The sequence below is a fragment of the Paracoccus limosus genome, from assembly GCF_009711185.1.
Lineage (GTDB): Bacteria > Pseudomonadota > Alphaproteobacteria > Rhodobacterales > Rhodobacteraceae > Paracoccus > Paracoccus limosus.
Map to the genome: position 1 here is coordinate 79,414 of NZ_WMIF01000014.1, position 21,563 is coordinate 100,976.

A 21,563-nucleotide genomic window follows, 5' to 3' on the forward strand; every position below is an offset into this window, starting at 1 on the left:
GGCCCGGCCACATCCGTGCCCCTTTCGCTTTCCGACAGCCATCGACCCCCGGTTCAGCCATCGGAGCATCTCATGTCCGCACCCGTCCCAGCCCCCGGCACGCCGGCCGCATCGCGCCGCGCCCTGACGCTGTCCACCCTGTCCTTTACCGTCTGTTTCGCGGTCTGGACGATCTTTTCCATCATCGGCATCCAGATCAGGCAGCAGCTTGACCTGACCGAGACGCAATTCGGCCTGTTGGTCGGCATGCCGATCCTGACCGGCTCGCTGGTCCGCATCGTGCTGGGCGTCGCCACCGACCGCATCGGCGGCCGCGCCGTCTATACGCTGACCATGCTGGCCGCCGCCGCCGCCACCTTCTTGCTGTCCTGGGCCACGACCTATCCGCAGATGCTGCTGGCCGCTTTGGGCGTCGGCATGGCGGGCGGCAGCTTTGCTGTCGGCGTGGCCTATGTCTCGCGTTTCTTTGACGGCGCGCGGCAAGGCACCGCGCTAGGTATCTTCGGCGTCGGCAATGTCGGCGCGGCGGTAACGAAATTTGCCGCCCCCTTCGTGATGCTGGCCTTTGGCTGGCAGGTAACGGCGCAGATCTGGGCCGGCGTTCTGGCACTGACCGCCATCGGCTTCTGGCTGCTGAGCAAGGATGATCCGGTGACCGTTGCCCGTCGCGGCAGCAAGGCGCCCTTGCGCAGCCTGCGCGCCGAATTCGCGCCGTTGGCCAATATCCGGGTCTGGCGCTTTGCGGCCTATTACTTTTTCAGCTTCGGTGCCTTTGTCGCGCTGGCGCTGTGGCTGCCGCATTACCTGATCGGCGTCTATGGCTTTGACGTGCGGACCGCCGGCATGGTCGGCGCCGCCTATTCGATCCCGGCCTCGGTGTTTCGCGCCTATGGCGGCGTGCTGTCGGACCGGATCGGTGCGCGCACGGTGATGTATGCGACCTTCCTTGTGTCGCTGGCGGCCACCGCCATCCTGTCGCTGCTGCCGGGCCTGCCGGTCGCGGGCTTTCTGATCGCGATCTTTGTGCTGGGCTTTTTCATGAGCCTCGGCAAGGCCGCCGTCTACAAGCACATCCCGACCTATTACCCGGCCAATGTCGGCGCGGTCGGAGGCCTTGTCGGCATGATCGGCGGGCTGGGCGGGTTCTTCCTGCCGCTGCTTTTCGGCTGGCTGCATGAGCTGACCGGCCTTTGGTCCAGCTGCTTCATGGTGCTGTTCGCGCTGGTCGCCGTCTGCGCGCTGTGGATGCACCTGTCGATCCGCCGCCTGAACTCCCCCGCCCTGCAAGCCGCCTGAAAGGAACCTTGGCCGTGAAAAAGAAACTAGTCGTCATCGGGGCGGGCATGGCCTCGGGCCGCATGCTGGAGCAGATCTTCGAGGCCGCGCCCGATGCCTATGAGGTCACCCTGTTCAACGCCGAGCCGCGCGGCAACTATAACCGGCTGATGCTGTCGCCGGTGCTGTCGGGCGAAAAGACCTACGACGACATCGTCACCCACGATGCCGATTGGTATGCCGCGCATGGCGTCGATTGCCGCTTTGGCGAGCCGGTGGTCAAGATCGACCGCAAGAACCGCGTGGTCTACTCGAACAAGGGCGGCGCGCCCTATGACGCGCTGGTCATCGCCACCGGCTCGGCCCCGTTCATCATCCCGGTCGTGGGCAAGGACCTGCCCGGCGTCGTCGCCTATCGCGATCTTGAGGACACGCAGGCGATGATGGCGACCGCCGGCAAGGATGCCGTGGTGATCGGCGGTGGTCTTCTGGGTCTTGAGGCAGCGGCGGGCATGGCCGCGCAGGGCGCCCGCGTCACCGTCATTCACCTGATGGGCCATCTGATGGAGCGTCAGCTGGACCCGGCGGCGGGCTATCTGCTGCAAAAGGACCTTGAGCGGCGCGGCATCACCGTGCATTGCAAGGGCGCGACCAAGGCGATCCTGGGCCATGACCGGGCCGAGGCCGTGCTGCTGGAAGATGGCACCGTCTATCCCGCCGATCTGGTCTGCATGGCCGTGGGCATCCGCCCCGAGACGCGCATCGCCGTCGATGCGCATCTGGAGGTCGAGCGCGGCATTGTCGTCGATGACGCCCTGCGCACCAGCGATCCGCATATCTTTGCGCTTGGCGAATGCGTCGAGCATCGCAAGCAGCTGTTTGGGCTGGTCGCGCCACTTTACGATCAGGCCAAGGTGCTGGCGAAAACCCTGCTGGGCGAGGCCGCCGAATTCGTCCCGGTGCAGACCGCGACCAAGCTGAAGGTCACCGGCTGCGATCTGTTCAGCGCCGGCGATTTCGCCGAAGGCCCCGGCCGCGAGGATATCGTGTTCCGCGATCCGGGCCGTGGCATCTACAAGCGGCTGGTGCTTGAGGATAATCGCATCATCGGTGTCGTAATGTATGGCGAGACCGGCGACGGCAGCTGGTTCTATGGGCTGATGAAAGAGGCCACCGACATCAGCGACATGCGCGACACGCTGATCTTTGGCCCGGCGTTCCAGGGGGGTGCCGCACTGGACCCTATGGCGGCCGTTGCAGCCTTGCCGCTTGAGGCAGAGATCTGTGGCTGCAACGGCGTCTCCAAGGGCACGATCCTGAACGCGGTCGCGGGCGGCGCCTGCACGCTGGACGCGATGCGCGCCTGCACCAAGGCCAGCGCGTCCTGCGGCACCTGCACGGGCCTCGTGCAACAGGTCATGGCGCTGGCGCTTGGCGGCGAGGTGGTCGAGGCCGCTGCTGGCATGTGCAAATGCACCGATCACAGCCATGACGATGTGCGACGCCTGATCAGGACCATGGGGCTGAAGTCGATCCCTGCCGTCATGCAGGAACTGGGCTGGAAAACCGTGGGCGGCTGCCATTCCTGCCGCCCGGCGCTGAACTATTACCTGCTGGCCGAATACCCGCTGGACTATCAGGACGACCGCCAGTCGCGTTTTGTCAACGAGCGCAACCACGCCAATATCCAGAAGGACGGCACCTATTCGGTGGTCCCGCGCATGTGGGGCGGCGTCACCACGCCGGCCGAGCTGCGCGCCATCGCCGATGCGGCCGAGAAATACAACGTCCCGATGGTCAAGGTGACCGGCGGCCAGCGCATCGACCTGCTGGGCGTGCGCAAGGAAGACCTGCCGCATATGTGGAACGATCTGAATGCCGCCGGAATGGTGTCGGGCGCGGCCTATTCCAAGGGGTTGCGGACGGTGAAAACCTGCGTCGGCAAGGAATTCTGCCGCGTCGGCACGCAGGATTCGACCGGGCTTGGCATCAAGCTGGAAAAGCTGATGTGGGGGTCATGGACGCCGCACAAGCTGAAGCTGGGCGTTTCCGGCTGCCCGCGCAACTGCGCCGAGGCCACCTGCAAGGACATCGGCGTCGTCTGCGTGGATTCGGGCTACAACATCTCTATCGGCGGGGCTGCCGGGATGGAGGTCAAGGAAACCGTCGCGCTGGCCTCGACGCCCTCCGAGGATGAGGCAATCCAGATCATTCTGGCCGTGACCCAGCTTTACCGCGAAAACGCCCGCTATCTGGACCGGATCTGGAAATGGATGGGCCGCGTCGGCCTAGACTGGATCAAGGCGCAGGTGGTCGAGGATCTGGAAAACCGTCAGGCGCTGGTCGCGCGGTTCGAGATCAGCCAGTCGGTCTATCGCCACGACCCATGGGCGGAACTGTCCACCCCTTCGGAAACGCCCAAATGGGGCCCCCTTGCCGATCTGACCCTGGAGGCTGCGGAATGACCGTCTTTGTCGATATTGGTGCGCTGGATGACATTCCCCGGCAAGGCGCGCGGCTGGTCAAGACCGCGCAGGGCTGTGTTGCGGTGTTCCGCACTGCCGACGACCGGGTCTTTGCGCTGGACGACCGCTGCCCGCACAAGGGCGGGCCGCTGTCCGAAGGCATCGTGCACGGCGACCGCGTGACCTGCCCGCTGCACAACTGGGTCTTTGACATGAACTCGGGCGTAGCCCAGGGCGGCGATGAAGGCCGGGTGCGCACCTATGCCATCAAGATCCAGCAGGGCCGCATCCTGCTGGACGCCAGCCTGATCCGCGCCCGCAACGCAGCCTGAGGAATTAGATCATGTCTTACGTCAATCCTGCTGATTTCGCCAAGAAAATGATCGACGCCGGCGAGTCGAAGGTGTTCATGTCGACCAAGGACACGCTGATCCGGGCCTATATGGCCGGGGCGATCCTGGCCTTGGCTGCGGCGTTCGCGGTCACCGTCACCGTGAACACCGGCGAGCCGCTTCTGGGCGCGCTGCTGTTCCCGGTCGGGTTCTGCATGCTTTACCTTCTGGGCTTTGACCTGCTGACCGGGGTGTTCACGCTGGTGCCGCTGGCGTTGATTGACCGGCGGCCGGGCGTGACGGTTAAGGGCCTTATGCGCAACTGGGGGCTGGTCTTTGCCGGCAATTTCGCGGGCGCCTTCACCGTCGCACTGTTCATGGCGATCATCGTCACCTTCGGCTTTTCCGAGGCGCCCAATGCCATCGGCGAAAAGATCGGCCATATCGGCGAGGGGCGGACGCTGGGCTATGCCGCGCATGGCATGGGCGGGATGCTGACGCTGTTCGTGCGCGCGGTCATGTGCAACTGGATGGTCTCGACCGGCGTGGTCGCGGCGATGATGTCGACCAGCGTCTCGGGCAAGATCATGGGGATGTGGATGCCGATCCTCGTGTTCTTCTACATGGGGTTCGAACATTCCATCGTGAACATGTTCCTGTTCCCGGCGGGCCTGCTGCTGGGTGGCAAGTTTACCATCGCCGATTACATGATCTGGAACGAGATCCCGACCGTGCTGGGCAATCTGGTCGGCGGGCTGACCTTTGTGGGCGCGATGATCTATGCCACGCATCACAAGACCTCGCCCGAGCTGAACCGCGACCCGGCCCCGAAAGCCGCAACCCCCGTCCCGGCCGAGTGATCCGCCATGAACATCGCTTCATCCCGCCCCGCGATCCGCACCACCTGCGCCTATTGCGGCGTCGGCTGCGGGGTGCTGGCCACGCCTGACGGCGCGGGCGGCCTGACCATCGCCGGCGACCCCGAGCATCCCGCGAATTTCGGACGGCTCTGCGTCAAGGGCGCCGCCCTGGGTGAAACGGTCGGCACCAAGGGTCGGCTGCTGGCCCCGCGCATCCAGGACCGCGAGGCCACATGGGATCAGGCGCTGGATCTGGTCGCACAGCGGTTTTCCGAAACCATCGCCGCACATGGGCCGGATTCGGTAGGTTTCTACGTCTCGGGGCAGATGCTGACCGAGGACTACTATGTCGCCAACAAGCTGATGAAGGGCTTCATCGGCTCGGCCAACATCGACACCAATTCGCGACTGTGCATGGCGTCATCTGTCGCCGGGCACCGGCGGGCCTTTGGCACCGATACCGTGCCGGGGCTATACGAGGATCTGGAGCTGGCCGATGCGGTGATCCTGACCGGCTCGAATCTGGCATGGTGCCATCCGGTGCTGTATCAGCGCCTTGCCGCCGCCAAGGCCGCCCGGCCCGAGATGCGGATCGTGGTCATCGACCCGCGCCGCACCGCCACCTGCGACATCGCCGACCTGCACCTGCCCTTGGCGCCCGGCTCGGATGCGGTGCTTTTTAACTGGCTCTTGTCGCTGTCGCCGCTGTCGCCGTTTTGCGCCGAACATGTCTCGGGTCTTGACGAGGCCATGGCGGCGGCAGGTCAGGTGGATGTGCGCGAGACCGGCCTGGATTTTGGCCTGCTGCGGCAGTTTCTGGCGATCTGGCAGCAGACTGACAAGGTGGTGACCGTCTATTCGCAGGGCATCAACCAATCCGACAGCGGCAGCGACAAGGTGAATGCCATCCTGAACTGCCATCTGGCGACGGGTCGGATCGGTCGTCCCGGCATGGGCCCGTTCAGCGTCACCGGCCAGCCCAATGCCATGGGCGGGCGCGAGGTCGGCGGTCTGGCCAATATGCTTGCCTGCCATCTGGAACTGGAAAACCCCACCCATCGCGCCGCCGTCCGCGACTTCTGGGCCGCGCCCGGCATGGCCGAGAGGCCGGGGCTGAAGGCCGTGGACATGTTCCGCGCCGTCGAGGACGGGCGCATCAAGGCGCTGTGGATCATCTGCACCAATCCCGCTGTCTTGATGCCCGAGGCGGATCGTGTGGCCCGCGCCATCGCCGGCTGCGATTTCGTCGTGGTCTCGGACATGTTTGCCACGACCGACACGGCGCGGCTGGCGCATGTGCTATTGCCGGCGACCGGCTGGGGGGAAAAGGACGGCACCGTCACCAATTCCGAACGCCGCATCAGCCGTCAGCGCCGCCTGCTGCCGCCCGCAGGTCAGGCGCGCGACGACTGGCGCATTCTGGCCGATGTCGCGGTGCGGATGGGCTGGCCCGATGCCTTTGGCTGGCAAGGCCCGGCCGAGGTCTTTGGCGAATATGCGGCGCTGTCGGGCGTCGCGGGTGATCTGGGCAGCGATTTCGACATCTCGGCCCATGCCGGAATCGACGCGGCGGGCTATGAGGCGCTGCAACCCTTTCTCTGGCCGCAATCGGCGCGGCGGCAGGGCGGGCGCTTTTTCGGCGCGGGGCGGTTCCATACTCCCGATGGCAAGGCGCGGATGCTGGCGGTGCAGCCACGCCTGCCAGAGCCCGCGCCGGACGCCCTGCCGTTCCGCCTGAACACCGGGCGCATCCGCGACCAGTGGCACACGATGACACGAACCGGGCTGGCACCGCGGCTGTCGCGCCATCTGGCCGAGCCTTTTCTGGAAATCCATCCCGAGGATGCCGTGCGGCTGGGGCTGGCGCCCGCCACTTTGGCCGAAGTCGAAAACCCGGCGGGCCGCGCCATCCTGCGGGTGCTGGTGACCGATCGCGTGCGTCCGGGCCATCCCTTTGCGCCGATGCATTGGACCGGCGAGACCGGGCCCAGCGGCCGCGTCGATGCGCTGGTGCCGGGGCTGACGGATCCGGTCTCGGGGCAGCCGGCGCTGAAATCGGCGGCGGTGGCGATCCGGCCCTTTGCCGCGCGCTGGTTCGCCTATGCGGTGGCCGCGCAGGATTTTCGTCCCGATTGCGACTATTGGGCCCGCGCGACCCTGCCCGGCGGCATGCAGACCGAGATGGCGGGGGCCGCGATGCCCGGCGACTGGGTCCAATGGGCGCAGGCGCTGTTCGGCCAGTCTGAGGCGCCTATCGTGGTGCAGGATGCCCGGCGCGGCACGCTGCGTCTGGTATTCCTGCGACAGGGGCGGCTGCAGGCGGCGCTGTTCGTTGCGCCCGAGCCGGTCGGCCTGTCGCGCAGCCATGTCGCGGCGGCGCTGGCGGGCGAATGCGCGCCGACGCTGCTGGCCGGCCAGCCCGGCGGCGATCAGCCCGATGAGGGGGCGCTGGTCTGTGCCTGTTTCGGGGTCGGCGTGAACACCATTCTGCGCGGCATCGCGGGGCAGGGCCTGATGACGGTCGAGGCCATTGGCGCGGCATTGCGCGCGGGCAGCAATTGTGGCTCGTGCCGGCCCGAGCTGCGGGCGCTGATCTCGGCCCATGCCTGCCGGGTGGCGGCCGAATAGGCGCGAGGGGCGCGGGCGGGCGCGATCTTTTCCTTGCCTCGCCCGCGCCTGCGCAATACCGGCTGGTGCGAACGCAATCGCGAAGACGAAAGCCCGTGACATGTCGCTGACCCCGCTGGACCTGCTGTGCGAAACCCCGTTCCATGACGCCGATGCGCCGACCCGTGCGCTGGCGCTGTCGCGCCTTGCCGATACCGAGCTTTTCGCCGCGCTGACCCAGGAGCCGGCCGATGACCGCGCCGAGTTGCAGATCTATGAGCTGCCAGAAGGGCCGGTGGCGCTGGCCTGCGATCTGGAAGAACGGCTGGCCGGCTTTGTCGGCGGCCCGGTGGCCTATGTCGCCCTGCCGGGGCGGCTGCTGGTCGCGGCGCTGGCAGCCGAGGGGCGGGGCCTGCTGGTCAATCCCGGCCAGCCCTCGCAGATGCTGCTGGAGCCGGGTGTGCTGCAATGGCTGACCGGCGCGCTGGAGGCGCGGCCGAACCTTGCCCCCGATGCGGCATCCGCCGATCTGCGCCCGCCCGAGCCCGCGACCGTCGCCGATCTGGCCGGGCCGCTGTCGCTGCGTCTGGGTGACATGGTGGGGTTGGTGGCGCGGGCGGCGCTGTTCGGTTCGGTCTGGGCGGATGGGCGGCGCAACCATACGCTGCTGCTTCTGGGCGTGGCCGAGACGCATCGCGAGGCCTTGGCCAAGGCCTTTGCCGAACTGCTGGCATTCCTGCCTGAACAACCCGGGGGTGTGGATATCGCCTTTGCTGATTCGGCCCTGCCGCCGGTGGCGCTGGTGCTGGACATCCCCGAACCGCAGGCCGAGGCCGTAGCACCGCAACGTGATCCCAAGGCGCCGCCCCGGCTGCGCTGGTAGGGAAAATGCAAAACCCGCCCGAAAAAGGGCGGGTCTTGGCAGGTTCACACAAGCGTGAAGATCGGTGATTCAGGCGCCCCAGGTGCGGACCGGACCGCAGTCCATATGCACGAAGTTCGAGCGCGAGTATTTGCCGACCCCGCCTGCCTGGCAAGCATAGGCAGCCTTGTACATCTGCGAGACAGAGCGCGACTTCAGCCGCATGTCTGCCGCCTTGCCGACCATATGCAGCGAGTTGCGCGCGACCCCGGCGGAGCGCGAGCGCAGCATGGCATTGGTCTGGGGGGAACGATAGCCCGACAGCATCATGAAGGGCTCATTGGTTTGCAGCAGCCGGTGCGAGGCTGCGGCGATGTCGATGGTGCGCGGGTCGATCCCGATCACCGTCCCCGTGCGCCAGTCGCGCATGAAGACATTGATTTCATTCAGGGCGTCGCGGATGTATTTGCCCTCGACCCAGTAAACCGTGTCGATGCTTTCCCCGGTCCGGCCCGAATACATGCGAATGCGGCGGATGTCGCCAGCGCCGCGCAGCACACCGAAGGCATTGGCCATAACCGGCGCTGCTGCCACCGTCGTCGCCGCGAACACACCCATGATGCCGCGACGCGAGATAGTTTCGAACGTCATGTCAGATCGCCTGTCCTGCTTCGTTTGTTGTGTCGGAGAGGATCACATGTGGAAAGCGCCCGCCCGACCGCCCCAGCTTTAACCGGAACTGTTTAACAATATGTCACCAGCCCGCGAGGCGAGGAAAGCTTTTGATTCCCGCAACAGCGGACATCCGCCATGATCGGCGATTATCCGCCGATAAAAACCTGTCCATGGAACGCAACCGGCGGTTTTGCTGCGGCCGTGCCAATCCGGCATCAGCTTGACAGGAAAACACCGACCCCCGCTGGACCCCGGAATCAGCCGATGCCACCCTTGCGCCAAGGAATAAAGGAATGTCGCTGGTGGCCCTGTTTGAGATGATTCGCGCCATGGTTGTGGCGCCGCTGTCCGTGGCGGCAGTGCTGGGGCTGGGCATGGCGCCGCAAGCTGCGGCGGCACAGGGGTTGGAAACCGCTTCGATCAGCGCGCTGCCGGCGCCGAGGCTGTTGTTTTCCGAACGTGAAATGCAGCTGGCCGAGGCGGTTGCCCATGATCCGGGGCTGGCCGATTTCTATGGCTCGAACGGGCTGAAGCCGGTCTTTCTGGGCCCCGAGGGCGCGGCGCGCCGCCAGGCGGTGATCGCCGCGGTCGAGCAGGCGGCCAGCCATGGTCTGCCCTTGGCGCGCTATCGCCCCGATCTGCTGGCCGGGCTGGCGCAGAACGGCGGCGACACGCTGGCCGAGGAGCTGACCTTTGCCCGCGTCTTTGACCGCTGGGCGCATGACCTGACCGGGGGCGTTCTTGACCCGCAAAAGGTTGATCCCGGCATCAAGCGCAAGGTCGAGCGTCCGGCGGCGGGCGATCTGCTGCGCGGGCTGGTGGCAAGCGACGATCCGGCGGGCTTCATTGCCCGGCTCGGGCCCAGCGATCCGCGCTATGGGCAATTGCGGCAGGCTCTGGCCGCGAGCGCGCCTTTGGTCGCGCCGCCCGGCACGCCGCGCGTGCCCGAGGGCAGCTGGCGTCTGGGCGACAGCGGGCCAGCGGTGCAGGCGCTGCGCACGCGGCTGGCGGCGATGGGTTTTGACGCGGTGCCCGAGGCCTCGGCCGAGGTCTTTGACGCGCCGCTGGCGATTGCCGTGGCCAGATTTCAGGCGCAGGCCGGTATGGGCGCCGACGGCATCGCCGGGCCGCGCACCGTGGCGCGGCTGAACCGCAACGGTGAGGCCGATCCGGCCCTGCTGGTCGCGCTGGAGCGGATGCGCTGGATGAATGGCGCGGACCCGATGGCGCGTCAGGTCTGGGTCAACCTGCCCGAATTCACCGCCCGCATCCTGCAGGACGGGCAGGAGGTGTTTTCGACCCGCGTGGTGATCGGCAAGGCCGATCCCGAATACGAGACCCCGGAATTTTCCGAGACGATGAAATATATCGTCGCCAATCCGCGCTGGAACGTGCCGCGCTCGATCACGGTCAAGGAATATTTGCCGCGCCTGCAGGCCAATCGCAATGCGGTCGGCCATCTGGACGTGGTGGACGGCGCCGGCCGCGTCATATCGCGCGACCGCATCGATTTCCGCAAATACACCGCCTCGAACTTTCCCTATCGCATGCGGCAAAAGCCCAGCGATGACAATGCCTTGGGTCAGGTCAAATTCATGTTCCCGAACCCGTGGAACATCTATCTCCATGACACGCCGACCAAGCATCTGTTCAACCAGTCGAGCCGCGCCTATTCGCATGGCTGTATCCGCATCGGTCGGCCCATCGATCTGGCGCATGAGCTGCTGGCCGGGCAGGTCGGCAACCCCGAAGCGACCTTCCAGAAGGCGCTGCGCTCGGGGCAGGAAAGCTTTCTGAACCTGCGCCAGCCGATCCCGGTGCATCTGGTCTATTTCACCGCTTTCCCCGATGCCGACGGCCAGATCCGGCGTTTTCCCGACATTTATGGCCGCGACGCACAGGTCCATGCCGCGCTGACGGCAAGCGCCGAGCGCGCCGCACGCGATAGCGGTCTGGATTTCGGCGACTTGCGGGACTAGATCATTCCCCAACCAAAGGGGGACGCGCATGACCTTGACCATTGCCGAGCTTGCCCGGGCGCTGGATGCCCGGCTTTGGGGGGATGGCGAATTGGCCGTCACCGGCGTCGCCGAGGCGGGGCAGGCGGGCGAGGGGCAGATCTCGCTGGCGACCAATCCGGCCTATGCCGAGAAGCTGGCGCCAGGCGGCATGGCCCTGATCGCCGAGGGCATGGACCCCGAGGCGCTGGGGCTGCGCGCGGCCATCGTGGTGGTGCGCCCGCGGTTGGCCATGTCCGGGCTGACCCGCGCCTTTGATCGCGGCCCCGAGATAGCGCCGGGCGTGCATCCCAGCGCCGTCATCGACCCGAGCGCCGAAATCCCCGAGGATGCTGCCATCGGTCCCTTCGTGGTGATCGGGGCACGGGTGCGGCTAGGGCAGGGCGCGCGCATCGCCTCGCATGTCTCGATCGGGCGCGACACGGTGATCGGCGCCGAGGTGCTGCTGCATCCCGGTGTGCGCATCGCGCATGAGGTGGTGATCGGCGACCGCGTGATCCTGCATCCCAATGTCTCGATCGGGGCGGACGGGTTTTCCTTTGTCACCCCCGAGAAATCCGGTGTCGAAGAGATCCGCCACACGCTGGGCGAACGCGCCGAGATCCGCCAGCAGCACTGGACTCGGATCCATTCGCTGGGGGGCGTGGTCATCGGCGACGATGTCGAGGTCGGCGCAAACTCGACCATCGACCGCGGCACCATCCGCGCCACCCGCATCGGCCGCGGCACCAAGATCGACAATCTGGTCCAGATTGGTCACAATTGCGTGGTGGGCGAGGATTGCATGCTTTGCGGTCTGGTCGGCGTGGCCGGATCGGCGCGCATCGGCAATCGGGTCGTGCTGGCCGGTCAGGTCGGTGTCTCGGACAATATCTTCGTCGGTGACGACGTGATCGCCGGCGGTGCCACCAAGATCTTTACCAATGCGCCGGCCGGGCGCGTTCTGCTGGGCAGCCCCGCCGTCAAGATGGAGACCCAGGTCGAGGCGCAAAAGAACATCCGCCGGCTGCCGCGACTTTACGCGCAGGTGGCGGAGCTTCGTGAAACTGTTAAGAATTTGTCGGAAAACCGCGTCGAAACCGGCAAGACGCCGGACAGGGGCTGATTGGAGACCGAAATGACAGAGATCCGCGACCGTATCGTTCAGATCATCGCCGAACAGGCCATGCTGGATCCGGCCGAGCTGAAACCCGAAATGTCGCCGCAGGATATCGGCATCGACAGCATGGGGCTGGTCGAGTCGATCTTTGCCATCGAGGAAGAGTTCGACATCTCGATCCCCTTCAACGCCAATGATCCCGAGAACTCGGATTTCGACATCTCGTCCCTGGGCGCGATCATCTCGGCCGTCGAAAAGCTGGTTGCGGCAAAGGTATGAACGCCAAGAAGGCCAAGCCGGGCAAGCTGCCCAAACCCGAGCGCAAAACCGAGAAGGTCACGGGCAAGGTCAAGAACGCCACCAAGATGGCGCGCGCCATGCTGGGCCGCGTCATCATGGGGCGTCATGCCAATGGCATGCGGCGGGTGGCGATCACCGGCATGGGCACGGTGAACGCGCTGGGGCGCGACGTGCCGGCGACCATGGAGGCCATGCGCGAGGGCCGCTGCGGCATCGGTCCGCTGGAGTTCCGCGATGTCGAGCGGCTTGCGATCCGCATCGGCGGTCAGGTCCGTGACTGGGACGCCGAGCAATACTTCAACCGCCAGCAGATCGTGCTTTACGACAAGTTCACCCAGTTTACGCTGCTGGCGGCGCGCGAGGCGGTCGAGCAATCCGGGCTGGTCTTCGAGGGTGAGCTGGGTCTGCGCTCGGGCGTGGTGCTGGGCACCGCGGCAGGCGGCATGAACACCTGGGACGAGAATTATCGCACCGTCTACGAAGAGGGCAAGAACCGCGTTCACCCCTTTGTCGTGCCGCGGCTGATGAACAATGCCGCCGCCTCGCATCTCAGTCTGGAATACGGGCTGATGGGGCCAAGCTTTACCGTCGCCACCGCCTGCGCCAGCTCGAACCACGCCATGGGCATGGCCTTCAACATGGTGCGTTCGGGGGCGGCCTCGGTGATGCTGACCGGCGGCTCCGAGGCGATGCTGTGCTTTGGCGGCGTCAAGGCATGGGAAGGCCTGCGCGTCATGTCCAAGGACGCTTGCCGCCCGTTTTCCGCGACCCGCAACGGCATGGTGCAGGGCGAGGGCGCGGGCGTCTTCGTCTTTGAGGATTGGGAACATGCCGTGGCGCGCGGCGCCGACATTCTGGCCGAGGTGGTGGGCTTTTCGATGTGCGCCGATGCGCAGGATATCGTCATGCCCTCGGCCATCGGCGCCGAGCGGGCGATCACCGGTGCCATGCTGGACGCGCATCTGCGGCCCGAGGAGATCGGCTACATCAATGCGCATGGCACGGGAACAGCGGCCAATGACAAGACCGAATGCGCGGCCGTCGCGCATGCCTTTGGCCATCACGCCGACCGGCTGATGATTTCCTCGACCAAGTCGATGCACGGGCATCTGATCGGCGGCACAGGCGCGGTCGAGCTGTTGGCCTGCATCATGGCGCTGCGCGAAGGCGTGATCGCGCCCACCATCGGCTATGAAGAGCCGGACCCCGAATGTGCGCTGGACGTGGTGCCGAACGAGGCGCGCGAGGCAAAGGTCGGCGCGGTGCTGTCGAACGCCTTTGCCTTTGGCGGGCTGAACGCGGTCATCGCGCTGCGCAAGGCCTGAGGCACGGAGAGGCAAGGGAAGGCAAGGGAAGGGGGCTCTGCCCCCTTCGCCGCAAGCGGCTCATCCCCCGGAATATTGGGACACGAAAGAAGCCGGGGGCGGGGCTTTTCAGGCGCCCGGCGATGGCCTATCTGCTGTGCGAAAGCTGAAGGAAGGCACCCATGGCGAAGATTACCTATATCGAGCACAACGGCACCGCCCATGAGATCGAGGTGAAGCCCGGCATGACCGTCATGGAGGGCGCGCGCGACAATGGCGTGCCCGGCATCGACGCGGATTGCGGCGGCGCCTGCGCCTGTTCGACCTGCCACGTCTATGTCGCGCCGGAATGGGTGGATCGACTGCCGCCGAAAGACCCGATGGAGGAGGACATGCTGGATTTCGCCTATCAGCCGGATCCGGCGCGGTCGCGGCTGACCTGCCAGATCAAGGTCACGGCGGAACTGGACGGGCTGGTGGTCAATCTGCCCGAACGGCAGATCTGAGGCGGATGACGGCGGCGGCGGGGCTTAGCCTGCCGCCTTGGGGCCGTGTTGGGCGATGATCCCGTCGAGGAACTGATCGAAGACATCCTCGGCGAGATTGGCGCCGGGGCGCTCGTCGTCCTTGGTCCAAGGGTCGGTGCCACGGCCGACGAAGACCACATTCGCACCCCGGATCAGGCAATGCAGGAACAGGATGATCCGGTCGATATCGGCCGTTTTATCCAGCATGCCGATATCGATCATCTCGTGCAGCTTGCGTTCGAAGAGCTGGCGGATCGAGATGGTGAAGCGGTAGAGCGTGCTGTCCGTGGGCAGGTCGCCCATCAGGCCGTCGACCAGCATCGCGAAGAGCCGCGGGTGGCGATAGGCCCAATCGCCGTAGCTGCGCGCGAGCGAGCGCAACTGCGCGTCCGGGCTATGCGGGTCGGATTCGATGATCCCCTGACGCAGCGCATCATTGAGCAGCATCACGCTGTCATAGATCACGCCTTCGCGCAGATCGTCGAGGGTGGCGAAACAGGCCCTGACCTCCTGCGGGGCGACCCCGGCCAAGGCGGCAAGGTCGTCGAGAGAGGACGGCAGCGCGCCCTGTTTCTCGACGGCGGTCTTGGCCGTCTTGATCAGGTTCTGATACAGGTTGCCAGGGTCGGACATTTCTTGCCCTCTGAGGGATCTCACTGCCAATCTAGCACAATTCCGCCGAGGCGGAATTGTGTGTTTTCAAAAAACTGAAGTCTGGCAGAGGGATCAGCCGTCGGCGCGGGCCTGACGCTTGCGCTCATGCGGGTCCAGATGGCGCTTGCGCAGGCGGATGTTCTTGGGCGTGACTTCGACCAGCTCGTCATCGTCGATATAAGCGATGGCCTCTTCCAGCGACTGGCGCACCGGCGGCGTCAGGCGCACAGCCTCGTCCGTGCCCGAGGCGCGAACGTTGGTCAGTTTCTTGCCCTTCAGCGGGTTCACTTCCAGATCGTTGTCGCGCGAATGCTCGCCGATGATCATGCCCTGATAGACCTGTTCCTGCGCGCCGATGAACATCTTGCCGCGCTCTTCCAGGTTCCACAGCGCATAGGCGACCGAGACGCCATCCTCCATCGAGATCAGCACGCCCTGACGGCGGCCCTGGATCGGGCCCTTGTAGGGCGCCCAGCTGTGGAAGATGCGGTTCAGCACGCCGTTGCCGCGCGTGTCGGTCATGAATTCGCCCTGATAGCCGATCAGCCCGCGCGAGGGGACATGGGCCACGATGCGGGTCTTGCCATGGCCTGCGGGCTTCATCTCGACCAGATCGCCCTTGCGGGTGCCGGTCAGCTTGTCGATCACGGCGCCGGTATATTCGTCATCGACGTCGATGATGGCTTCCTCGATCGGCTCGTGGCGGACGCCGTCAATGTCCTGGAAGATCACGCGCGGGCGCGAGATCGACAGCTCGAAGCCTTCGCGGCGCATGTTTTCGATCAGCACGCCCATCTGCAATTCGCCACGGCCCGAGACGATGAAGGCATCGCCGCCGGGGGTGTCCTCGACCTTGATCGCGACGTTGGTTTCGGCCTCTTTCATCAGGCGTTCGCGGATGACGCGCGATTGCACCTTGTTGCCGTCGCGACCGGCCAGCGGGCTGTCGTTGATGCCGAAGGTGACGCTGATGGTCGGCGGATCGATCGGCTGTGCGGGCAGGGCGGTTTCCACCTCGAGCGCGGCGATGGTGTCGGCGACGGTCGCCTTGGTCATGCCCGCGAGGCTGACGATGTCGCCGGCAACGGCCTCGTCGATCGGCGTCTGGGTCAGGCCGCGGAAGGCCAGCACCTTGGAGATGCGGAACTGTTCGATGCGCTCGCCGTCGCGCGACAGCGCCTTGACGGTATCGCCGGCTTTCGCACGGCCAGCCTCGACGCGGCCGGTCAGAATGCGGCCGATGAACGGGTCCGAGCCCAGCGTGGTGGCAAGCATCTGGAAGGGCTCGTCCTGACGGGCGACCTGCTTCGGGGGCTCGACGTGGCGCAGCACCATGTCGAACAGCGCCGACATGTCCTTGCGCGGACCCTCCAGCGTCTCGTCGGCCCAGCCGCCGATGCCCGAGGCGTAGAGATGCGGAAAGTCCAGCTGCTCGTCACTGGCACCGAGGTTGGCAAAAAGGTCGAACACTTCGTCCAGCGCCTTGTCGGCGTCGGCAGCGGGCTTGTCGACCTTGTTCAGGACCACGATGGGCTTCAGGCCCAGGGCCAGCGCTTTGGAGGTCACGAATTTCGTTTGCGGCATCGGGCCTTCGGCAGCATCGACCAGCAGACAGACGCCATCGACCATCGACAGGATCCGCTCGACCTCGCCGCCGAAATCGGCGTGGCCGGGGGTGTCGACGATATTGATGCGGGTGCCTTTCCATTCGACCGAGGTGGCCTTGGCCAGAATGGTGATGCCGCGTTCACGTTCGATGTCGTTGCTGTCCATGGCGCGTTCCGCCACGGCCTGGTTCTCGCGGAACGAGCCCGACTGTTTCAGCAACTGGTCGACAAGAGTGGTCTTGCCGTGGTCGACGTGGGCAATGATCGCGATATTGCGGATATCCATGGGGAGCTGGCCTTTGAATTGAGTTGCGGCCCCCCTAGCGCAGCAGGGGCCGAAACGCCAGCATCAATATGGAATCCGACAGTTGCGTGACTAGCGCAGGCCCAGCAGGCTGAGGATCAGCAGCACCACCACGACCAGACCGACGATATAGATGATCGAATTCACGGCAGCTTTCCTTGGCGGGAGGCGGGCCGGGGCCGGCGCGCCCAAGGGGAATGGCGCTCAGCCCTTGCGGGCGGCCAGCGCGTCGATCATCGGGCGGACGCCCGACAGGTCATAGCCAGCCTCGGCTGCGGTTTGCAGCAGGCTGTCGGCGGGCGTGGTTCCGGCCTCGGTCAGTGCCCAGAGCACGGTCGAGCGGTTGCCCGAGCGGCAATAGGCGATCTTGCGGCCCGGCAGCGCCAAGGCCTCGGCCTGGGCGTCGACCATGGTTTGGGTGACCTGACCGGGCACGAAGGGAATGGCGCGATATTCCATGCCGGCGGCGGCGGCCGCGGCCTGCATGGCCGCGCCATCCTCGTCGGGGCCGACCTCGGCGTCGGGGCGATTGTTGATCACCACGCGAAAGCCCTGTGCCGCCAGATCCGGCAGATCCTCGGGCGTAATCTGGGGCGAGACCGAAAGCTCGGGGGTGATTTGGCGCAGATCCATGGACTCTCCTTCGCGACGCTTGCGCCACTGGATCACCGTGTTTGGCCACGCTGTCAAGCGGCGCGGCGCTCAGGCGACGGGGGCGTTTTCCTCGACCAGCAGCGGCAATTGCGCGTAATCGTCGAAGCTGGCGGTAAAGCGCATCTCTTCGAGCGGCGACTTGCGGTAGCCCCGCGCAAAGATCAGGAACGGCACGCCGGTATTGGCCGCGCATTCCGCGTCGAATTCGCTGTCGCCGACATAGACGCCGCGCGGCTGGTGCGGATCGGCGCCCAGTGCCGCAAGTGCGGCGCGCAGCGGTGCGGGATCGGGTTTGCGCTGCGGCAGGGAATCGCCGCCGACAACGGTGGCAAACAGCCCCGAGATGTCGAAATGCTCCAGCACCGCCTGCGTCGGGCCCAGCGGCTTGTTGGTGCAGATGCCAAGCGCATAGCCGCGATCAGCCAACAGGCCCAAAGCCTCGGTCACCTGTGGATAAAGCCGGGTCAGCGCGGTGGCGTCGTGATAGCGGGTCATGAAGGCCGCGACCAGATCGCGATGCGCCTCGGACGGCAGGCCGGTCGCCGCGATGACGCGCCGCCACAACAGATCGACGCCGCCGCCGATGAAGCTGCGCACCTGATCCAGCGTCAGCAGCCGCGCGTCATGCAGGCGCAGGACGGCATTAACCGTGGCGTGAATGTCGGGGGCGCTGTCGATCAGGGTGCCGTCAAGGTCGAAGACCACCGGGCAAGGCGCGAAACAGGTGTTCATTGCGTTTTCCATTTGATTGAGCAACCGATCGAGGCGGTCTGGTCCTGCGGTCCTTGTCCGGTGCGGGCGATCTGGGCCATGGCCTCGAAGAGTTCGCGCTTGGCGCCCGGATCGCCCGGCGTGCGGCCCGAGGCATCCAGCCGGCCGCGATACTGCAGTTCCAGCCTGTCGTTGTAGCCAAAGAAGTCGGGCGTGCATTCGGCGCCATAGACGCGCGCGACATCCTGACTTTCGTCATAGAGATAGGGAAAGCTGAAGCCGTGGCGCAGGGCCTCGGCCTTCATGTGTTCGGGCGCGTCCTGCGGATATTCCGCGACATCATTGGCCGAAATCGCGACAACACCGATGCCCAGGGCCTGCAGCTCGGCCGCGTCGCGCTGGATGCGGTCGATCACGGCCTGAACATAGGGACAGTGGTTGCAGATGAACATGACCAGCGTGCCCTTGGGCCCGGCGATCTGCGCCAGCGAAAACAATCTGCCATCCGGATCGGGCAAGGCAAAATCCGGAGCCTTGGCGCCAAAATCGCACACCGGGGGACGCACGGCCATGATATACCTCATCTTGTCAGCGCGCCCAAGCTAGCAAGAGATTCCCGGGGCTTCGAGCGGATTTCCGGGGATATTTGCGAAAGTATGAGGTGGGGTTGATCATATTGTTACATAATACGGATTATCACTATAAAAATGAGCACAAAGTGGAGTTGCCGCGAACTGGCATAGTTGATTTCTCGCCTCCGGCTTGATGCCTGACGCTGGCCGGATCAGCATGACTTGGCATGGAGGCTTCGACAGCCGCCTATTTGCGCTTTGCAACGGGGAATCCGGGCCTTTATCGGCTGATGTTCAGCGCGGATGCCGGAGAGCCTGCGGACGTGCATCTTGACGAGCGGGCGCTTGCGACCTGCCAACCGCTTATCGAACTTCTGGAGCGGGGCCAGGCCGAGGGGGTTCTGCGCCAGCGCGACATTGATGGGCAGATGGCTGCGTGCTGGGGGCTAACGCACGGCTTGGCCCTGCTGACCATTGATGGGATCTTGCTGCCTGAAAAGTCGGCACCGATGCGGTCAACAACGCTCTTGCAACGCTCCTGGAGGGTTTGGCCTGCGTGTCGCTGCTGGGAAGCGTGATGAGATTCCCGAACGGAAATAAATACTGTTGATAACACTGTATTAATCTGGCGCCCGCGCAGTCGTCTGCCCCGCAATTGCGCGCGCCGCGGCATGTGCCGAGGCCCATGCCCATTGGAAATTATAGCCGCCCAGCCAGCCGGTCACATCGACCACCTCGCCGATGAAATACAGCCCCGGTGCGCTACGCGCCTGCAGGCTACGCGCGTCCAGATCGCGCGTGTCGACGCCGCCGAGCGTTACCTCGGCCGTGCGCCAGCCCTCTGACCCGACGGGGCGCAATTGCCATTCGTTCACCCGGCGCGCCAGAATATCGAGCTGGCGGTTGGGCTGATCGGCCAGCCGCGCCTCGGTCAGGCCCAACTCGGCCGTGATCGCTTCGGCCAGACGGTTCGGCAGCCAGCGGGCCAGCGCCGTGGCGACCGCGACACGACCGCCCTGCCCCCGTGCCGCCCGCAGTTCAGCGGCAAGATTGCAGTCCGGCAGCAGATCCACCTGAATGCTTTCGCCCGGTTGCCAATAGCTTGAAATCTGCAGGATCGCCGGGCCCGACAGCCCGCGATGCGTGAACAAAAGCCCGTCGCGGAAAGTCGCGGCGCTGCGGCCGCTGCCGTGACGCACCTCGGCCTCCAGCGACAGGCCGCTAAGCGGCTTGCACAGGTTCAGATCCTGTTCGGCAAAGGTCAGCGGCACCAGCCCCGCCCGTGGCGTTACCAGCCGCAAACCGAATTGCGCCGCGATCTCATAGCCAAGCCCGGTCGCGCCCATCTTGGGGATCGAGCGGCCGCCGGTTGCCACGACCACCTGCCGGCCCGCCGCCATCCCCCTGCCCGTCGTGACGACAAAGCCGGTATCCGTCCGGGCGATGCCGGTGACCGAGGTCTCCAGCCGCAGCACCGCGCTGCGCATCCGATGCAGCAGCATGTCGATGATCTGCCGGGCGCTGCCGTCACAAAAAAGCTGGCCCAGCGTTTTCTCGTGCCAGGCGATTCTCGCCGAATCGACCAGAGCGACAAAGTCCCCCGGCGCGAATCCCGACAGCGCCGAGGCGCAGAATCGCGGATTCTGCGACAAGAATCGTTCGCGATTCGTCGCGAGGTTGGTGAAGTTGCAGCGCCCTCCACCCGAAATGCGGATTTTTTCACCGGGTGCGCGGGCGTGATCCAGCACCAGAATGCGATGCCCGGGGTCGGCTGCAATCAGCGATCCAGCGCAGAAAAGCCCGGCTGCACCGGCCCCCAGAATGATCGTATCAAACTCTTCCATGCCGGTCGCATAGCCGTCGCAAAAACTACCCACAAGAAATTTCCGATTGGGTCTTGCAGCCCCCTGCCGGCTTGGCTAGATACCGCCTCACAGAGTTGGGGCGTGGCCAAGTGGTAAGGCAACGGTTTTTGGTACCGTGTACCGTAGGTTCGAATCCTACCGCCCCAGCCAAAAATCACAAGAATTTATAGAGCGTTAGACTGCGGCCAGTGATTGGTTCTTCCTGCAGAGCTATCATCGATCTAGCTAGTCGCGAAGTCTCTAGCATCGGCCCTGCTCCACGAGGAGTAGAGCCGCAAGTGCCCCAAGAAATGCCCCGGAGTGGTCTTCTCGCGGGCTTTAAGGGCAGGTAAATGAACGGTTCAGTCGTCCTTCTTGCCGAGCAGTCTGCCGCGTAGGCTACCAAGCGCGGATTGAGTGCGGTCAGCCACTGCAGACGCTCCGCTCTGGACAACCGTAGCTACTTGCGATGAGTAGTGCCCTGCCTTGCGCATCAGTTGCGCCTGCGTCGAAAGTACAGCAGAGAACTCTCGCTCGACTGCCTCGACCGCCAGCTCTTCCTTTTCGTCGAACTCGCCATCGGCATGCACGATCTCGTTGAGGAACTGAAGAATTTCCTTGCGGATGGCTTCGGGGTTGCAGTCAGGGTTGTCGATCTGGAACTCGGCAAGTGTCCGGGCCATCTCCTTGAGGCTCTGGTTCCTGATCTGCAACTCAATCAGCGGCAATGCCCGGCCAGTGTAATCGGGCGCGATACCCCATTCCTCGTAAGCGCGACGCTGATCCCCTCCTGCCGCTGGTGATCTGAACGGGCCAATCTCCGTGCGCATGAACGTCGGAGGTGTTGGCTTGGAACGAGACGGCAAAATGGGCGGCCATTTGGACGGCTTCTC

At 65.2% G+C, this 21,563-nt stretch carries 19 protein-coding genes, 1 tRNA gene and 1 pseudogene; 13 read left to right on the forward strand and 8 right to left on the reverse strand.

Going from position 1 to position 21,563, the window contains the following annotated elements; translation table 11 throughout:
* Positions 1-72: 72 nt before the first annotated feature.
* The 6 genes from GL279_RS11395 (at position 73) to GL279_RS11420 (ending at position 8,422) form a co-directional block, all read left to right on the forward strand.
* On the forward strand, positions 73-1,296 hold the full coding sequence (locus GL279_RS11395; protein WP_155064750.1) for an MFS transporter: 1,224 nt from the start codon (positions 73-75) through the stop codon (positions 1,294-1,296).
* Positions 1,297-1,310: 14 nt separating this feature from the next.
* Positions 1,311-3,740 carry a nitrite reductase large subunit NirB gene (gene nirB / locus GL279_RS11400; RefSeq protein WP_343039785.1) on the forward strand — a complete coding sequence of 810 codons (2,430 nt, stop codon included), beginning with the start codon at positions 1,311-1,313 and terminating at the stop codon, positions 3,738-3,740.
* Entirely contained in the window at positions 3,737-4,072 is a 336-nt protein-coding gene (nirD, locus tag GL279_RS11405; protein ID WP_155064751.1) for a nitrite reductase small subunit NirD, read from the forward strand. The genes nirB and nirD overlap by 4 nt, the downstream gene beginning before the upstream one ends.
* Before the next feature lie 11 nt (positions 4,073-4,083).
* The gene (locus GL279_RS11410; RefSeq protein ID WP_155064752.1) at positions 4,084-4,932 is read left to right on the forward strand and encodes a formate/nitrite transporter family protein; all 849 of its coding nucleotides are present in this window, start codon (positions 4,084-4,086) and stop codon (positions 4,930-4,932) included.
* A 6-nt stretch (positions 4,933-4,938) separates the two neighbouring features.
* The gene (locus tag GL279_RS11415) at positions 4,939-7,560 is read left to right on the forward strand and encodes a nitrate reductase (RefSeq protein ID WP_155064753.1); all 2,622 of its coding nucleotides are present in this window, start codon (positions 4,939-4,941) and stop codon (positions 7,558-7,560) included.
* Between the two features lie 100 nt (positions 7,561-7,660).
* Positions 7,661-8,422, forward strand: coding sequence for an SseB family protein (locus GL279_RS11420; RefSeq protein ID WP_246175281.1), 762 nt, complete (start codon positions 7,661-7,663; stop codon positions 8,420-8,422).
* A 69-nt stretch (positions 8,423-8,491) separates the two neighbouring features.
* Here the strand turns inward: GL279_RS11420 and mepK are convergent, their stop codons facing one another.
* Entirely contained in the window at positions 8,492-9,052 is a 561-nt protein-coding gene (gene mepK, locus GL279_RS11425; RefSeq protein WP_155064754.1) for a peptidoglycan L,D-endopeptidase MepK, read from the reverse strand.
* 317 nt (positions 9,053-9,369) lie between these two features.
* On the opposite strand from mepK, the gene GL279_RS11430 reads away from it, so the two are divergent.
* The 5 genes from GL279_RS11430 to GL279_RS11450 all read left to right on the forward strand — a co-directional run bounded on the left by GL279_RS11430 (position 9,370) and on the right by GL279_RS11450 (position 14,303).
* Positions 9,370-11,055 (forward strand): L,D-transpeptidase family protein, encoded by a 1,686-nt coding sequence (locus GL279_RS11430; RefSeq protein WP_246175282.1) that lies wholly within the window; start codon positions 9,370-9,372, stop codon positions 11,053-11,055.
* 28 nt (positions 11,056-11,083) lie between these two features.
* The gene (locus tag GL279_RS11435) at positions 11,084-12,199 is read left to right on the forward strand and encodes a UDP-3-O-(3-hydroxymyristoyl)glucosamine N-acyltransferase (RefSeq protein WP_155064755.1); all 1,116 of its coding nucleotides are present in this window, start codon (positions 11,084-11,086) and stop codon (positions 12,197-12,199) included.
* Between the two features lie 12 nt (positions 12,200-12,211).
* Positions 12,212-12,472, forward strand: coding sequence for an acyl carrier protein (locus GL279_RS11440; RefSeq protein WP_155064756.1), 261 nt, complete (start codon positions 12,212-12,214; stop codon positions 12,470-12,472).
* Positions 12,473-12,609: 137 nt separating this feature from the next.
* Entirely contained in the window at positions 12,610-13,818 is a 1,209-nt protein-coding gene (locus GL279_RS11445; RefSeq protein WP_155064776.1) for a beta-ketoacyl-[acyl-carrier-protein] synthase family protein, read from the forward strand.
* Between the two features lie 161 nt (positions 13,819-13,979).
* A complete protein-coding gene (locus tag GL279_RS11450) occupies positions 13,980-14,303 on the forward strand; it encodes a 2Fe-2S iron-sulfur cluster-binding protein (RefSeq protein WP_155064757.1) in 324 nt (107 codons plus the stop codon).
* Between the two features lie 24 nt (positions 14,304-14,327).
* Here the strand turns inward: GL279_RS11450 and GL279_RS11455 are convergent, their stop codons facing one another.
* The 5 genes from GL279_RS11455 to GL279_RS11475 form a co-directional block, all read right to left on the reverse strand.
* A complete protein-coding gene (locus GL279_RS11455) occupies positions 14,328-14,957 on the reverse strand; it encodes a TetR/AcrR family transcriptional regulator (protein WP_155064758.1) in 630 nt (209 codons plus the stop codon).
* A 93-nt stretch (positions 14,958-15,050) separates the two neighbouring features.
* The gene (typA, locus tag GL279_RS11460) at positions 15,051-16,871 is read right to left on the reverse strand and encodes a translational GTPase TypA (RefSeq protein WP_155064759.1); all 1,821 of its coding nucleotides are present in this window, start codon (positions 16,869-16,871) and stop codon (positions 15,051-15,053) included.
* 222 nt (positions 16,872-17,093) lie between these two features.
* The gene (locus tag GL279_RS11465; RefSeq protein ID WP_155064760.1) at positions 17,094-17,522 is read right to left on the reverse strand and encodes a protein tyrosine phosphatase family protein; all 429 of its coding nucleotides are present in this window, start codon (positions 17,520-17,522) and stop codon (positions 17,094-17,096) included.
* A 69-nt stretch (positions 17,523-17,591) separates the two neighbouring features.
* Complete coding sequence (gene gph / locus GL279_RS11470) at positions 17,592-18,275, reverse strand: phosphoglycolate phosphatase (protein ID WP_155064761.1); 684 nt, start codon at positions 18,273-18,275, stop codon at positions 17,592-17,594.
* Positions 18,272-18,826 (reverse strand): thioredoxin family protein, encoded by a 555-nt coding sequence (locus GL279_RS11475; RefSeq protein WP_155064762.1) that lies wholly within the window; start codon positions 18,824-18,826, stop codon positions 18,272-18,274. The genes gph and GL279_RS11475 overlap by 4 nt, the downstream gene beginning before the upstream one ends.
* A gap of 227 nt (positions 18,827-19,053) precedes the next feature.
* On the opposite strand from GL279_RS11475, the gene GL279_RS19695 reads away from it, so the two are divergent.
* A complete protein-coding gene (locus GL279_RS19695) occupies positions 19,054-19,404 on the forward strand; it encodes a TetR-like C-terminal domain-containing protein (RefSeq protein WP_211371299.1) in 351 nt (116 codons plus the stop codon).
* A 42-nt stretch (positions 19,405-19,446) separates the two neighbouring features.
* On the opposite strand, the gene GL279_RS11485 is transcribed toward GL279_RS19695, so the two are convergent.
* The gene (locus GL279_RS11485; RefSeq protein ID WP_155064763.1) at positions 19,447-20,670 is read right to left on the reverse strand and encodes a BaiN/RdsA family NAD(P)/FAD-dependent oxidoreductase; all 1,224 of its coding nucleotides are present in this window, start codon (positions 20,668-20,670) and stop codon (positions 19,447-19,449) included.
* A gap of 96 nt (positions 20,671-20,766) precedes the next feature.
* On the opposite strand from GL279_RS11485, the gene GL279_RS11490 reads away from it, so the two are divergent.
* Positions 20,767-20,841: transfer RNA gene (locus GL279_RS11490), tRNA-Gln, on the forward strand.
* Positions 20,842-21,032: 191 nt separating this feature from the next.
* Here GL279_RS11490 and GL279_RS11495 read toward each other — a convergent pair.
* A pseudogene (locus GL279_RS11495) lies at positions 21,033-21,563 on the reverse strand (hypothetical protein); the annotation flags it as partial.